The sequence below is a fragment of the Anabaena sp. UHCC 0204 genome, assembly GCF_009711975.1.
GTDB lineage: Bacteria > Cyanobacteriota > Cyanobacteriia > Cyanobacteriales > Nostocaceae > Dolichospermum.
In genome coordinates this window covers 179,041-194,084 of sequence record NZ_VIKW01000004.1, presented here as the reverse complement: position 1 = coordinate 194,084, position 15,044 = coordinate 179,041, and the positions used below count along the sequence as shown (strand labels likewise).

The following is a 15,044-nucleotide window of genomic DNA, read 5'->3' as shown; positions in this document are numbered from 1 at the left end:
CGATACTAAAGGTTATGATCAGAGTACGAATAATTCGACTTTTGTCATAATCTCTTTAGAGATTATCGCAATTTTGGCTGTTACGATTGAATGCGATCTTGGGGATTGCTGTGATTGAGACGTTGCCACAATGTTTGATACAGTGTTTCTGGAACTGTCCCATGCAGCGATCGCCCTAGTCTATTTTTTTTCTGAGCCGCTTGGAGGCAACTTGCTTGAGGACAAATGTAGGCAGAACGCCCCATGCCCTGATCCAATTGTACCTTTCCAGATGGAAAGACGCGGACAATCCGCCAAAACTCTTGTTTCAAGTTGACTTGGCGACAACTAATACAACGCCGATAATTCGGTTTCATCAGTCTTTTGCCAGATTAATTCAGATATCGTCAAAATTTTCAATGCCGATATTGATATAGTGTCTTGTTAAAGACCTATCATATCTTTCTGGGCTGGTAATTGGTAATTAGGAAAAATTAATTAGCAGCCAGCCCAGCTATATCATAAGTGATTAACTTCCACAATTGACAATTGACAATTGACAATTGACAATTACCTCGCTCTGGAAGTGCGAGGATTGAGAAAGAAGAATTTTCTGGCTTTTTCTCCTTTAAAACAGCGGTTTTGATCAGGAACAGGGAAGAGAAATTAATTACTCGTTGGTGTCATAACTATCTTCTTCTAATTCTAATTCTTCTTGGATTTCATCTTCTAGTTCCTCCATGTCCTCTTCATCATTATCCGGTCGGTACTGGGCCCTCACGGCTGCAAATTTAGTATCCTCAGCTACATGATCATATTTAGCCTGATCTTTAATATCAATTTTCCAACCAATGAGTCGGGCTGCTAACCGGACATTTTGCCCTTCTTTCCCAATCGCTAAACTCAGTTGATCTTCAGCTACTAAAACGTGAGTTTGGCGACTTTCGGGGTCCATGAGTTTCACTTCATCTACTCGCGCTGGACTCAAAGCATTAGCAATATAAGTAGCTGGATCTGGAGACCAGCGAATCACATCTATTTTTTCACCACGTAATTCATTAACTACGACTTGGATTCGTGATCCTCTCGCACCAATACAAGCACCAACGGGGTCTACATCCCGATCTAAGGTATCAACGGCAATTTTTGTCCGGGGTCCAACATAACGAGAAGGTGGATTAGCTTCTCTGGCTACAGCCACAATTCTTACTACTTCATCTTCAATTTCCGGAACTTCATTCGCAAAGAGATAGACAACTAAACCTGCATCAGCACGGGATACCATCAGTTGTGGACCCCGTTGTTGTCCTTGGGAAACTTTTTTCAGATATACCTTAAAAGTCGCATTAGCCCGATAGTTATCGTTGGGTAGTTGTTCTCGCTTTGGTAATTCTGCTTCAACTTCTGATTGTCCAAACCCGCTACTAACTGCCAAAATTACAGATTGGCGTTCAAATCGTAAGACTCTAGCTTGTAAAACCGTTCCTTCTAAATCTTGAAATTCTTCTTGCACCATTTGGCGCTGTTGATCTCGCAATTTTTGCGCCAATACTTGTTTAGTTTGCATGGCAGCCATGCGCCCAAATTCTCCTTGATCTGGGGTGACATCTAAAACTACAGAATCTCCTAATTGGGCTTCTGGAGCTACTTGTTGTACTTCATCTAAGGAAATTTGATGATCGTTATTACTAACTTCTTCAACTATGGTTTTTGTGGAAAGAACCCGAAAGCCTTCACCATCTATATCCAGTTCTACTTCAAAATTATCAAAATACTCTTCATCAAATTGTTTGCGTTCTAAATTCTGGGCGCGACGATAACGTTCATAACCCTTAATTAATGCTTCTCTAATGGCCGCTTGTACAGCTAAACGCGGTAAATTTCGTTCTTGGCTAATACTTTCGATTAGGTCTTTTAATCCCGATAAAGTTACCATTGACATACGCAGTCTCCTAAAATTTTATGTAAGCAGTCAGCACAATTAGATAATGGGTAATAGGTAATTGTTGTTCCATAACCAATTACTCCTTACCAATTACCAATTACCAGTCCCTAATCCAAAGTCTAAAATCTAAAATTGATTAGCGACGCTCATCCATTTGCACCCTGGTAATGAGGTCACGGGGAATGGTGACTACACGACCTTTTTGATTAAGGTAAACGGTAGTCTGGTCCCGGCGAATCAATAGACCTATCCACTCTTGTTGTTGTTCGTAGGGTGGGGAAGTAGAAATAACTACAGGAAATCCTTTGAAGGAAATAAATTCCCTGTCTGTTACCAGTTGCCGGGAAATACCAGGACTAGAAACTTCCAATACATAAGCATCTGGAATGATCTCTGCCGCATCTAATGAGGCTTCTAAGGCACGGCTCATCCTTTCACAATCATCCAGGCCAATGTCCTGTAGAGGATTACAGATATCTACCCGCAAGATTGGCGGACGTTGGTTCGTATGAAAAACTATACCAACAACTTCCAATCCCAGTTCTGCTGCTACTGGTGTCGCCAAATCAATAATTTGTGGTATTAAAGGATGAGTCATGGGAAAATTCAATAAAAAAAGTGGGCTTCAACCCACTTCCTGCGATAGGGATATCTTCCAAGAAGTCTTGTGACGAACTGGCATTAGTTCGCCCCTAACATGAGTGTAGCTTATTTCTTTCGCTAGTCATGACTGACTCTAAAAAATCAGGGATTGGAGACTGGGCAATATTTTCTCCCCCCCCTACTGCCCCCTGGGGTCATGCTTTACAAATATTCAAATACTGTAGAAGACAATTCCCCAGAATTAATTATACATTTTGTCAAAAACAAGAAATCCTTGTCATCTTGTGCTATTTCCTGTTCTTTGATCCCTATTCCCTTCCCAAAATCTGCAATTTATTTGGCACGATTACTTGTATAAATTTTCGTAGTTTTTAGCCATTTTTTGATTTATTTGTGAACAATCCGCAATAATGTGATTTGAAAAATCCCTGATCGGAAATATAAGTAATGTATATTTATGCAGTTATAGTTATGCTGTTGTTTTTTCACTGCGTAACCAAATATAGGAATTCAGTTTAATTACTATTTGTATAGCATAGTGTAGCTATAAATATTTGTATATGCTCACAAAATGGTAATTTTGCTTCCTATTAAATTATTGAATTCAAAATATAGCGGATTATACAGAAAAAATCATGTTTAGCCCAGAAGATTTAAACAAAATAGGTCAATTCATTCAAGGATTAATACCTGAGATAAAAGTGGATATTAAGTTTGATGAATTTACTCTAGTTAAAGAACTTAATGTAGGAAATACAAAAAATATATACAATGCGATAAATATTAATATTGAGACAAAAGACGGTCAGAACAAGCGTCTATCTGGAGTCATTTCTGAATCAGAAAAAATTCTCCCATCAACTACACCAGCAAAAGCAAAAAAATCACTGATTGACATTCAAAAAATCCCTTTTAGCATTAACAGGGGATTACATTTAATAATTAATCAAAGTGATTGGTGGAATAAAGGAAAGGATAACTCAGTTGTCATTGAATACATTAAATTAATTCCTATATGTAAGAGTAAGAACAATTTAAAGTATGTGAAAACATTTATAGATAAAAATCGGTTTGGATTGCAAATAAATGAATGTGGAGAAGTATATGTAAAAATATGGGCAAATGCCAACGAAAATCCAATAATGGTGACAGAATTGCCACCAGAAAAATCGAAATTATTTAAGTTTGAAGAATATCAATCTGGTGATATAATAAGATTTGAAACTTTTCCTAAAATAGTAATTTCATTAGACAAAAAGGTTGTTGAAAAAGCTATTTTGGTTAAATATGAACCGAAAAACAGCAAGACAGAATATTTTGTATTTATCTTAGGACAGGATTAAATTTCTATGACATTCCAATTAAATGAAGAACAGAAAAAATATTCATTCTTAGATCAAGAAAGTAATCAAGAATTTTACTTGGATCTCCATAATGATGAACCTATCAAGCTGGGTGATGGAACTTTTGGTATAGTATTTGCAGCTTCAACATCCAACCGTCCAGATAAGAAATTGGCTGTGAAGATTCTTTATGAATATTCTACCCCTGGTATAAATAAAGAAAATATTGAAGTTACACCAAATAGCATAGAAACTCGGTTTAATAATGAAATTCAATCTACAAAAAAAATTGTAGAATTTAGTGAAAATACAGAAGATTCAAAGACTACGCATATTATTGAGGTATTAGGTTGGACAAGAGAGTTTCAACAATCTAATCTATATCAAGAACTAAAAAATAAGTTTAATTCATTGAAACTCTCAAACTATGCTCTTGTCACAGAAAAGTATGATCATACACTTAAAACTCTTTTAGAAGGAGGTATTGAACTGTGGACATATCCAGGAAATGAGAGTGAACCTTCAAATTCTCGTGAAGAATTAGAAGAGAAAATACAAAAGGAAAAAAATATATATGAACTTAGAGGATACGATATCCTCAGACAAAAGACTTTTGAAGATCGTATAGCTACTATACTTCCATATCTTCTCGATATTGCTGAAGGTCTTAAAACTCTTCATAAAGCAGGTTTATATCATCTTGATTTGAAACCTGCAAACATCTTTGTTAAAAAATATGGTAATAATGTTCAGAGTGTAATTGGTGATTTAGGTTTTCTTTATCCTGGGGAAAATCCACCATTTGAAGCTTTGCCAGTAGCTAATTTACAGCTACCTCTGGGTACTCGGCATTATAGATCACCTGAACAAAAAGATTATTTTGATATTTGTGATGTAGATGTTGAAGTATGTAATTCAACTCTTGAAAATGATCAAATAAATTGTCATGTCAAGTTAATTACTTACGATCCTAAACTGCGTGATACAATTATTGAAAAAGATGATTATATAGTTTTCAGTAAAAATAAAAAAGCGTATCCTATTCAGTCAATTGAGATTGATCATAAGAGTGAAAATTCACCTATATATATCACTCTCCAAACAACAATAAATGATTTAAGTAATGATAAAAAAACTCAGGTGATCTTGTACAAAAGGCAAGAAGAACGAACTGATTTGTTCGGTTTTGGAGCTATTGTATATGACTTACTTACTTGTGGGGAATCACCAGAGCGATTTTATGAGAATATTAGACTTATTTATGATCAAGAAGGAAAAAATGTTGATGACATAATGGAAGACTATCTGAAAGTTTCCGATTTTCAGTCTACCGAACCAAGTTTAGTTCAAGTATTTGAGCCATTTAAACTTAATAAAACTTCGTCATCTTATGCTCCCTCCGATATTGTTAAAATCATTTTGCAGTGTATGCTTTATAAGGCCGAGAATACGTTTTATTCTGTAAGTAAGTCTGATCAAGATCAGAAAGCAGCGGAGATGTTACACAACAGCTTATTGAACTTGACTGAAACTAATGGTCGTGGTGGTAAGTATAAAGTTGAAATAATAGAGAATCATCTTCTGCTGCGGAGATGGAATTCTGCAAAACATTCAAATAATCCTGGATTTTTAGATACGATCCAGATGTTACAAAACATCGAAAATAATAACTTATGGAAGCGTTTTGCGGAAGGAGTTTGGTATCTAGAAAAAATATCTAGATTAGTAGAAGATTTACTTAAACCTAATCAGTTTTCATTTAGTGAACTACTACCAATAAATTTTGCGATTTCTCAAAAGAGTATTACTGGTGAACCAGATAGTCTAAATATTAAGTTTAATCTATATAAAACCAAAGACTCCTATGAGAGAGATTTGAGAAGTGATTTTGTGTACACTAAAATTACACGAGATATAGGAAATCCTTTTGTTCCTAATTATTTAACTTTTATGCGTCGAAAAATACGTTTAATAACAGATAGTGAGAACAATAATATAATCTATCAGTTTCTTGATTCTTCACCTTATGGAGACGTTATTGAAGAGCATGACTGGATTATATTAAAGTCAAAAAACAATGATCACTCATTGTTACAAATTGAAGAAATAGGAGAAAATTCTCATACTGTACTCAAGTATAGAGTAGTTTCTGCCGACCAAGACGCTAAGGATATAGATATCAAAAAAAATATATCTAGTGACAAAGAGTACGTATACTATAAATATATAGATCCTTGCAAATATTATTTCAATATGATAGGAATATATATATATCAAATATTTTTTGTGAGCATTGATAACCAGGGACAAAGTAAACCATATATCACAGATATTATTAACAATGAGATTAATAAGATTAAGATCAAGGATTTCAACAGTAAAGCTGAAATAATAATTGAGGAAATTTCCGAACCAAACAAAATAGAAAGACTTGTGAGTGGCTCAAAGGGTTTTAAATCTGAACATTTTGAAAAGATTCTCAAAATAATAGTTTCTATATATTTAAAACTGACTTTCCATGAAAGTCAGCAATCTTATTACGCGCGGGGAGATAATTATAAATCCAAAATGAAGTTATTGTTTGACGATATTAAGCAAATTAGAACAGAAATAGAAAATGCTTCCAATATTGATATTGGCAAGTATCCTGAAGGACCATTTGATCCATTTAAAGAGGAACTGCAAAGAAGCTTAAAAACGTTTGATAAACTGACTTTAGATATGATAAAAGTACAAAAGAAATAATATCTGTTGCGCTGATTTGTTCCCCTCACTTTATTGATAGCAGGGATCGTAAAGTTTCGTTAATAGAACGGGGTTGCCATCCTAATTGTTGACGGGCTTTGGTACTATCTACCCGTACACAGCGATCATAAAGGTAATGGATACGTTCATTACTGAGGGGAGGATTCCAGGCAAATGTTCTGCCGATTAAATCTAGTAAATTACCGATAACTCTGACTATGGGTTCAGGAAGTTCTAAGGGTATGGGAATACCTGTTTCTTGAGAAAGAAAAGCAAACATTTCTCTGGTTTTTAATTCTCCTGCGGAAATAATATAATGTTCTCCTGCTGGACTTTTTTCTACTGCCAAAATCATGGCTGTGACTAAATCATCAACGTGAACAATACCTGTTAAGCGATCGCCTCCTACCCAAAATTTTAGCTTTTTTTGCAGAAATAATTGCATCACGGGTCCAAAATGGGGATCATCAATACCAAATATCCCAGATGGCATGATACTGACAACTGGTAAACCTGCTTTAACAAACTGATTTACTAGTTGTTGTCCTAAATATTTGGTGCGATCGTAAGCTGAAGAAAAGTTAATTTGTTGCCGTTGAAATGTTTCGTTAATAACTTTACCAAAACTATTTCCATAAATACCAATAGTGCTGCAATAAATGATTTTGGATATGGATGCTGCTTTGGCAATTTCTAAAATTGTCCGCGTTCCTTCTACATTCACTTTTTCCATTTCTGCTGCATTCACAAGTCCTAATTCTACATAAGCTGCAAGGTGAAATACTATATCTACACCTTCCATGGCTTTGGTAATTATTTCATAATCTGTAATTTCTCCATATATTAGTTCTACTTTACAGTTATTTAGTCTTGACAAATTACTTGTTTTACGCACTAAACATTTAATGGTATGTCCTTGATTTTCTAAGGCTTTGACTAGGTGAGAACCTGTAAATCCATTTGCACCGGTGATGAATATTTTCATATTAAATGAACCACGAAGGCACGTTCGCGAAGCGTCTCGAAGAGATAGGACACGAAGAAAGAAGAGAAGAGAAGAAGATATAATAATCTTAATTTATGAAATAATTCAAATTTCTTTTTCATATATTCTATATGTTTTATAAATTTTACCTCCGGCAGCTTCAATAATTTTTCGAGAGGGATGATTATCTTCCCATACCCACGAAAGTTCTGCTGTTTTATATCTGCGAGTTCCTCCTTGCATTCCTAGATAAACTAATGCTAAAGATACCATTTGCCGCCGATATTCTGGTAAAGAGGCGATCGCAATAATTCTGGCTTGATTGATTTTTCGGCGATACCAAAGAAATTTGAGTATTCCTAACCAATTCAGTTGACCATTTACCTGTTTTAAGGCAATATTATAATTAGGTAAACCCATGAAAAAACCAATCATTTCTCCTTTATCTTCAGCAATATGGAAAATATCAGGATCAGCTAATTGTTGTAAATCTTTGGCTTCTTCTAAAAACTCTGCTTCTGTGCGAGATGTAGAACTCCAATTATTAGCAAAAGCTGTGGTAAATAAATGATACAACTTCCGAGCATCTTCTAAAAATTCTTCTCCTTTAGTATGTAGAGGACGAAAGGTAATACCAGATTGTAAAGCTATTTTATATGCTCTGGCAAATTTATCATCTAGTGGTTTACAAACATCGAAATCATAAGCATAAGCATCTTTAGCTTTCACAAATCCATATTTTTCTAAAAATTGATGATAGTAAGCCGGATGATATGGCATCATCATCATTGGTGGAGTATTAAAACCATCTACTAATAACAGACAATTATTATGGGTAGATAAATCAATTGGTCCTCTAACTTTATTTATTCCCTCTGCTTTTAGCCATTCAAAAGCACTATTTAAAAGTGATTCAGTAATTGCAAAGTCAGGTATACATTCAAAATAACCAAATAATCCTATTTGCTGATTTTCTTTTTCAATCAGTCGGTAATTAATAGCAGCAACAATTCGTCCTAAAGGTTCTCCTGAATTGTTAGAAATAGCAATAAATTGTTGGAATTTTCCATATTCTATAAAAGAATTATTAGGTGCTAATTGTTTGCTGATACTACTTCGTAGCGGTTTTACCCAATTGGGATCATTTTGATATACTTTATTAGGAACATCAAGAAAAGTTTTGATATCAGCTTCTGTAGAAACAGGTTTAATTTTAAATTGCCGGTTATTCATTTTTTGTAGTCTTACTTAAAGAAATAAATTTAGGAGAGAAAACCATGAAAGCAATATTAATGACAGCAGCGGGTAAACCAGAAGTTTTACAGTTACAGGAAGTTACTAAACCTATACCCACAAATAAAGAAATTTTAGTGCGGATATTAGCGGCTGGTGTGAACCCAATTGATACTAAATTACGTCAGCGGGGGACATTTTACCCTGAACAAATGCCGGCTATTTTAGGATGTGATGGTGCGGGTATAGTGGAAGCTGTAGGTACTGATGTTCACAAATTTCGCGTTGGTGATGAAGTATACTTTTGCTATGGTGGTTTGGGCGCACACCAAGGAAATTATGCTGAATATACCATTGTTGATGAAAGATTTGTCGCTTTTAAACCCAAATCTATTTCTTTCACCGAAGCAGCAGCAGCACCGCTGGTTTTAATCACTGCTTGGGAAGCTTTGTATGAACGAGGAAGACTTGAACCAGGAGAGAAGGTATTAATTCATGCTGGTGCTGGTGGTGTTGGTCATGTAGCTATTCAATTAGCTAAACTTAAAGGTGCAGATGTAGCAACTACGGTTAGTTCTCCAGAAAAGGCCAATTTTGTTACGGAAATTGGTGCTAATCAAGTCATTTTTTATAAAGAAACTGATTTTGTAAAATCTGCATTAGACTGGACGAATGGTGAAGGTGTAGACTTAGTTTTTGATACTGTTGGTGGTGATACTTTTGAAAAATCTTTTCCCGCAGTGCGAATTTATGGGGATATTGTGACTATTCTGGAACCTCAAGCTAATACTGTTTGGAAAGTTGCTAGAAATAGAAATCTCCGGATAGGTTTAGAATTAATGCTGACACCGATGCTATTAGAAAATGTGGAAGTATTAACACATCATGGGGAAATTCTGCAACAGTGTGCTACTTGGATAGATGAAGGTAAGTTAAAAATTGAAGTTAGTCAGACGTTTCCATTAGCGTCAGCAGCAAAAGCACACACTTTAATTGAGACTGGTTCTATGTTGGGTAAAGTTGTTTTATTGAATTAATAATTAAGTAGGAAATTTGTTGAGATTATTTAATCAAGTTAGATGTTTAAACAGGTGGGAATTAACTCAATCTTCTGAATTAAAGAACACAGCTAAATCAATAAATATATACTGTGCGGTATTAAGGAAAAGGATAATACCTAAATTCGCACTAATGGGGTTTATTGCCATATTCGCTACATTTCTATTTTTATTTCCTATTCCTGCGTTTGCAGTCCAAAATGACCGCATAAATTTAACTTGGGAATTGTTACAAGAACGAGTCAAATCACCAGTTTTGCGAGAGGGTAATTTAACAGTAAATTTAAGGGGAATGGTAATTGATTTACGTCCTGAAAATGCTATTTTTCGGGATGCTTTTTACCAATTACTCAGAAAAGAATTACAAAAAACTGGTGCAAAGGCTTTGGGTTTAGATTTGAGTGCTTCTATTATTGAAGGTGACTTTTTGGGTAGTGAGTTGGGTTTACGAACTCCCCTTTATGCTCAAGGTATAGCCCAAATTTTTACCCCAACTGAACGGGATCAATTAGAAAGTCTTCGTTCTGTATGTTTACAATCTTTAGCAATGGCTTTTCCTGATTCTAAAGATTGTAAATCTTTGTTGGGTAATCAGTCAACTACTTCTAGTAATATTGCTGTTTTCCGCGGGGCTTTAATTATGGTGGAAAGTCGTTTTAATGGGGAAGTAAAATTTCCCAATACGTTTTTTCTCCAATCTGTAAATGCTCAAGGGACTAATTTTTTTAAGGCTACTAATTGGCAAGAATCTAGATTTGGTAGAACTGTAAGTTTTAACAATGCAATTTTTCATGCTTCTAGTAGTTTTCAAGGGAGTATTTTTTTTGATAAGGCTAATTTCCAAGAAGTAACTTTTATAGAAGCTGCTAATTTTCAGGGTGATGTATTTTGCAAAATTGCCAAGTTTAATCTAGGAAAATTTCGGCAAGTGGTTAAGTTTAATAGTAGTTATTGGCAAGATAATGCTGATTTCTCTAGTGCAGTTTTTACTAATCAAGTTAATTTTAATAAAGTTAATTTTCATCAATTCTTATGGATGAAAGATGCTATTTTTAAACAAGTGCTGATTTTTCGAGAATCTGAGTTTAATCAATCAGTAGATTTGCTGGGTGCAAGTATTCTTAATCAAGCTGATTTTAGTGATGCGAAGTTTGCAGAAACAGCATTTTTAAATGTACCTGGTTTGGTGTTTAATTCCAATCAAGCAAAGATTTTAGGTAATGTGGGGGAAATTGGCAAAAAGTTTATTGTCCCGACATTGCATGGTAATCAAAATATTTTGCGGAATTTAAGTCAAAATTTCCGTTTACAACAACAGGTTGGTGATGCAAATCAGTTGGAATATACAAAACAGCGATTAAAGTTAATTGAATTAAGTCATCGTTTGGTAGCTATTAATATTAATACTGCTTCTGTTAATAGGTTAATTAATTTGGGTTTTTCGGAAACTCAAGCATCTGAAATTAACCAACGTCGTCAAATAAAACATTTTCGGAATATCAGTGAGTTATTGGCTTTAGCAGATGTAGATTTAGAAACATATAATAAGTTAAGTGATAGATTAATTGCAACTGAACCTATGGTTTTAAGTGGGTGGATAGTGCAGTCTTTAAATTGGTTGTTGTTGAGTTTATTATTATTGTTAAGTGGTTATGGTACTAACTTTTGGTTAGTATTTGGAGTTGGGGGAGTAGTTATTTCCTGTTTTGGTGTATTATTTTGGTTAGTTGATCGCTATCGGCGTTTGTGTCCTGTTCCTATTGTTCCTAAATATTATGAAACTGTTTGTACTTTATTCAGTTTTACCTGTTTAATATCTGGTAGTTTATTAGCCATTTTTCGGAATTCGGTTAGCCCTTGGGTAACTTTACTTTGTTTATTTATGATCATTTTTCCCATACCAGGAATTTTATTATGGCGACTTTATCAACAAGGACGTTATCATGATTTAATGGATAGATCCTATTTTACAGAAGATGGAACATTAAGACAGTTAAGATTATTAATTGGGAGATTACCGGTTATTCCTAGAAATCCTAGTTTTCGGGAAAGATATATGCCATTATTATGGGATAGACGCTGGAATTGGCTGAATTATTATGATTTTAGTCTGAATAATTTGGTGCGATTAGGATTTAATGATATTCGTCTGCGAGATGAACACTTACCAGGAATCATCTCTGCACTTGCGTGGTATCAATGGAGTTTAGGATTACTTTATATTGTTCTAGCTGGTTGGACTCTTTCACGAACTATTCCCGGATTGAATTTATTGATTTACTTAAAATAAGTAGAACAGACCAAATAATTCCAGTTTTGTAGTGAGGACTTTAGTCCTCATTTAAGGGCTGAAGCCCTTACTACCAAATTATCTCAATATTTTTTACATTACTTAAGTCTAAATTTATAAAAGTCAAAAATATAAGATCCCTAACTTGTAAAGAAATCGGGGATCTTTTTGTTGAAGAATGATTGAGGATAGCTGTACATATTTTCCTTGATTTACTCGGTAATACAACTAAATCAATCTACTACTTTAATAAATCCACTGCGTAACCCGTCAAATACACGGGTAATTTGTGTCCGTTCAGTTTCGTCTAGTCCTTCTTTTGATAATAACGTAGACATGAGTAGATGCTGATCTTGTCGAGTAATTCTGCGAATAGAAAATATGCGCTGTAATACTGTTTCCAAGAGTGTGTGACCTGAATTACTATTATTCCGCATATTCTTTACCAAAAATTTATTTTTTATCGCCTATAAAACTAAGGTATATTAATTTAGATATTTTTTGTACTCGTATGTCTACGGAATTATCAAAAAATCAGTATTTATGTATTTGTGCATCTATCAAGAGGCAGATTTCCAGTAAAATTACCTGTTAGGTAAATTAATAATAAGGATGATAATTATGGCGGTATCTAAGATTGGAATCATTGGTGGGAGCGGGTTGTATAAGATGGAAGCACTTAAAGATGTGGAGGAAATAGAAATTTCTACACCTTTTGGTTCACCGTCGGATGCGATTATTCTCGGAACTTTAGAGGAAACAAGAGTGGCGTTTTTAGCGCGTCATGGTCGTAATCATACTCTATTACCTTCTGAGTTACCGTTTCGGGCTAATATTTACGCCATGAAGCAATTAGGGGTGGAATACCTAATCTCTGCTAGTGCTGTGGGTTCTTTGAAGGCTGAAGCTAAACCCCTGGATATGGTAATTCCCGATCAGTTTATTGATAGAACCAAGAATCGCATTTCTACCTTCTTTGGTGAGGGAATTGTGGCGCATATTGCTTTTGGTGAGCCGATTTGTAAAAATTTAGCTGGGGTTTTGGCTGAGGCGATCGCTTCTTTACATTTACCAGATGTAACTTTACATAATGGTGGTACTTACGTATGTATGGAAGGACCGGCTTTTTCCACTAAGGCTGAGTCTAATCTCTATCGTAGCTGGGATGCAACGGTAATTGGGATGACGAATGTACCGGAAGCGAAGTTAGCACGGGAAGCGGAAATAGCCTACGCTACGTTGGCGCTGGTGACGGATTATGATTGTTGGCATCCAGATCATGATAGTGTGACGGTGGAAATGGTGATCGGTAATTTACACAAGAATGCGGCAAATGCTCAAAAGGTAATTCAAGAAACGGTGAAGCGTTTGAGTGCAAATCCCCCTGCTAGTGAGGCTCATTCGGCTTTGAAGTATGCAATTTTAACGAATTTGGAGAAAGCACCAACAGCGACGAAGGAGAAGCTGGGTTTGTTGTTGGATAAGTATTTGTAAGGGAATAGGAGATAGGGGATGAGGGGGAAATAAAATGCAGCTTTTATTCATCAAAATCTATTTCTTGTGGTTCTGATCCTATTGGTTCTCACAAATCAATCCAATAAATATCACCTTGCTTAATTACCATTCTTTTGCTTGTAATTGTCCTTGATGGTGTCGCATTGCTGCTAACATGATTTCTTCTGATTCATCTAAATTATCTGCATAAGCTTCATTAATACTGTCTACTAATTGGCGATTTTTTTGACGACGCAAAAATTGTTCCATTGCTATAGCAAATAATTTACTGCGAGGAATTTTCATTGTATTTGTCATTGAGTTATACCTCTTTTTTGACTGAGGGTATAACTCAATTTTACTCTATCTCTATCATTTTCACAAAAAATACTTAAAAGGTGATCGCTTCCCATCCTCTATTAGTCCAGAAAGTGACACCATAAGGTTTTTTGAGCGATCGTTCTCTATTTTCGATAATTACAGAAAAGTGATCACATATTCAGAACAAGAAAAAGGCGATCGCATTCTATCCTCCATAATCACAGAAATGCGATATATCAATCTTAACATTTTCATATAACCGTAGGGGTTTAGCAATGCTAAACCCCTACAATCATTGACGGTAGATCAACGATAATACATACAGACAAATTATTTATCGGTTTCTTAGTTTCCAATAAGCTTGCAGAGGACTCATGGAGTTATCACGGTTGTAAGTATGACCCTTATGAACTTCTAAATGTAAGTGTTGAGCCATCCAGTATCCATTATGGTAAGCGCCATCAAAAACTGTACCAATTGTAGTTCCGGCTTCCACACGATTACCAATTGCCACAGAGTAGTTTTCTAAATGCCCATAGATCCAAAGATTACCATCATCACCTTTTACCCCGATAAAGTAATTACCAGCAAGGTTCTGAACTAAGGTAGTCGTACCACCAACTACTGTTTTTACTGTATTACCAGCAAGCCCAGCCATGTCAATGCCATAGTGTTTGCCACTGTAATTGGTAGTATCAAAATATCCAGCCGTCATAGCCTTGTAAGAACCGAAAATGCCGTTTGAAAGATCAGAGTAAGCCTGCTTGACAGATGCGAGACTTTCACCATTTTGAGTGTTACCATCAAAAAATAAGTTGTCACGACTTTGATAGTTCCAATCATTATCTGTTAATGAGAAAAGGTCACTGAAGTAACCGGACCGATAACGTGCATCATTACTGGTAAACAAATTCGTTAAATCACCGTGCATTGCACGATCATCAACCTGCCATCGCTTGGTAAATGATCCATTCGAGTTAGATGTATAAGTTTCCAACATTCGTAAGTTATCAGAAGCAAAAGCACCTTTTTCTTGTCGCAGGAAATC

The 15,044-nt window shown here is 35.2% G+C and carries 13 protein-coding genes; 5 read left to right on the top strand and 8 right to left on the bottom strand.

The window, feature by feature from the left end; all coding sequences use genetic code 11:
* Window positions 1-80: 80 nt before the first annotated feature.
* From FJR04_RS05135 to rimP, 3 genes are all read right to left on the bottom strand, one after another.
* Window positions 81-356 carry a YlxR family protein gene (locus FJR04_RS05135; protein WP_168492396.1) on the bottom strand — a complete coding sequence of 92 codons (276 nt, stop codon included), beginning with the start codon at window positions 354-356 and terminating at the stop codon, window positions 81-83.
* Between the two features lie 293 nt (window positions 357-649).
* Window positions 650-1,921: a transcription termination factor NusA gene (gene nusA / locus FJR04_RS05130; protein WP_174763501.1), complete on the bottom strand. Its 1,272-nt coding sequence runs from the start codon at window positions 1,919-1,921 to the stop codon at window positions 650-652.
* Window positions 1,922-2,060: 139 nt separating this feature from the next.
* The gene (rimP, locus tag FJR04_RS05125; RefSeq protein ID WP_168492394.1) at window positions 2,061-2,522 is read right to left on the bottom strand and encodes a ribosome maturation factor RimP; all 462 of its coding nucleotides are present in this window, start codon (window positions 2,520-2,522) and stop codon (window positions 2,061-2,063) included.
* A 640-nt stretch (window positions 2,523-3,162) separates the two neighbouring features.
* Between rimP and FJR04_RS05120 the strand changes: the two genes are divergently transcribed.
* Window positions 3,163-3,870 carry a hypothetical protein gene (locus FJR04_RS05120; RefSeq protein WP_168492393.1) on the top strand — a complete coding sequence of 236 codons (708 nt, stop codon included), beginning with the start codon at window positions 3,163-3,165 and terminating at the stop codon, window positions 3,868-3,870.
* Window positions 3,871-3,876: 6 nt separating this feature from the next.
* Window positions 3,877-6,615, top strand: a complete 2,739-nt coding sequence (locus tag FJR04_RS05115) for a protein kinase (RefSeq protein ID WP_168492392.1) — start codon at window positions 3,877-3,879, stop codon at window positions 6,613-6,615.
* Window positions 6,616-6,640: 25 nt separating this feature from the next.
* On the opposite strand, the gene FJR04_RS05110 is transcribed toward FJR04_RS05115, so the two are convergent.
* A complete protein-coding gene (locus tag FJR04_RS05110) occupies window positions 6,641-7,600 on the bottom strand; it encodes an NAD-dependent epimerase/dehydratase family protein (protein WP_168492390.1) in 960 nt (319 codons plus the stop codon).
* Between the two features lie 105 nt (window positions 7,601-7,705).
* A complete protein-coding gene (locus FJR04_RS05105; protein WP_168492388.1) occupies window positions 7,706-8,833 on the bottom strand; it encodes a GNAT family N-acetyltransferase in 1,128 nt (375 codons plus the stop codon).
* A gap of 44 nt (window positions 8,834-8,877) precedes the next feature.
* Between FJR04_RS05105 and FJR04_RS05100 the strand changes: the two genes are divergently transcribed.
* Both FJR04_RS05100 and FJR04_RS05095 read left to right on the top strand, forming a co-directional pair.
* Window positions 8,878-9,870 (top strand): zinc-dependent alcohol dehydrogenase family protein, encoded by a 993-nt coding sequence (locus FJR04_RS05100; protein WP_168492386.1) that lies wholly within the window; start codon window positions 8,878-8,880, stop codon window positions 9,868-9,870.
* Between the two features lie 154 nt (window positions 9,871-10,024).
* Window positions 10,025-12,181 (top strand): pentapeptide repeat-containing protein, encoded by a 2,157-nt coding sequence (locus FJR04_RS05095; protein WP_168492384.1) that lies wholly within the window; start codon window positions 10,025-10,027, stop codon window positions 12,179-12,181.
* A gap of 233 nt (window positions 12,182-12,414) precedes the next feature.
* Here FJR04_RS05095 and FJR04_RS05090 read toward each other — a convergent pair whose 3' ends face one another.
* Window positions 12,415-12,618: a hypothetical protein gene (locus tag FJR04_RS05090; protein WP_168492382.1), complete on the bottom strand. Its 204-nt coding sequence runs from the start codon at window positions 12,616-12,618 to the stop codon at window positions 12,415-12,417.
* Window positions 12,619-12,802: 184 nt separating this feature from the next.
* Here FJR04_RS05090 and FJR04_RS05085 point away from each other — a divergent pair, with 184 nt between their 5' ends.
* A complete protein-coding gene (locus FJR04_RS05085) occupies window positions 12,803-13,675 on the top strand; it encodes an S-methyl-5'-thioadenosine phosphorylase (protein ID WP_168492380.1) in 873 nt (290 codons plus the stop codon).
* Between the two features lie 123 nt (window positions 13,676-13,798).
* Here the strand turns inward: FJR04_RS05085 and FJR04_RS05080 are convergent, their stop codons facing one another.
* Window positions 13,799-13,993, bottom strand: coding sequence for a hypothetical protein (locus FJR04_RS05080; RefSeq protein WP_168492378.1), 195 nt, complete (start codon window positions 13,991-13,993; stop codon window positions 13,799-13,801).
* A gap of 337 nt (window positions 13,994-14,330) precedes the next feature.
* A partial coding sequence (locus tag FJR04_RS05075; RefSeq protein ID WP_168492376.1) for a M23 family metallopeptidase occupies window positions 14,331-15,044 on the bottom strand: 714 nt, incomplete at its 5' end.

Excerpts from the sequence above, each read along its gene's own strand:
- FJR04_RS05135 (WP_168492396.1), bottom strand. The coding sequence starts at position 356 with ATGAAACCGAATTATCGGCGTTGTATTAGTTGTCGCCAAGTCAACTTG.
- nusA (WP_174763501.1), bottom strand. The coding sequence starts at position 1,921 with ATGTCAATGGTAACTTTATCGGGATTAAAAGACCTAATCGAAAGTATT.
- rimP (WP_168492394.1), bottom strand. The coding sequence starts at position 2,522 with ATGACTCATCCTTTAATACCACAAATTATTGATTTGGCGACACCAGTA.
- FJR04_RS05120 (WP_168492393.1), top strand. The coding sequence starts at position 3,163 with ATGTTTAGCCCAGAAGATTTAAACAAAATAGGTCAATTCATTCAAGGA.
- FJR04_RS05115 (WP_168492392.1), top strand. The coding sequence starts at position 3,877 with ATGACATTCCAATTAAATGAAGAACAGAAAAAATATTCATTCTTAGAT.
- FJR04_RS05110 (WP_168492390.1), bottom strand. The coding sequence starts at position 7,600 with ATGAAAATATTCATCACCGGTGCAAATGGATTTACAGGTTCTCACCTA.
- FJR04_RS05105 (WP_168492388.1), bottom strand. The coding sequence starts at position 8,833 with ATGAATAACCGGCAATTTAAAATTAAACCTGTTTCTACAGAAGCTGAT.
- FJR04_RS05100 (WP_168492386.1), top strand. The coding sequence starts at position 8,878 with ATGAAAGCAATATTAATGACAGCAGCGGGTAAACCAGAAGTTTTACAG.
- FJR04_RS05095 (WP_168492384.1), top strand. The coding sequence starts at position 10,025 with ATGGGGTTTATTGCCATATTCGCTACATTTCTATTTTTATTTCCTATT.
- FJR04_RS05090 (WP_168492382.1), bottom strand. The coding sequence starts at position 12,618 with ATGCGGAATAATAGTAATTCAGGTCACACACTCTTGGAAACAGTATTA.
- FJR04_RS05085 (WP_168492380.1), top strand. The coding sequence starts at position 12,803 with ATGGCGGTATCTAAGATTGGAATCATTGGTGGGAGCGGGTTGTATAAG.
- FJR04_RS05080 (WP_168492378.1), bottom strand. The coding sequence starts at position 13,993 with ATGACAAATACAATGAAAATTCCTCGCAGTAAATTATTTGCTATAGCA.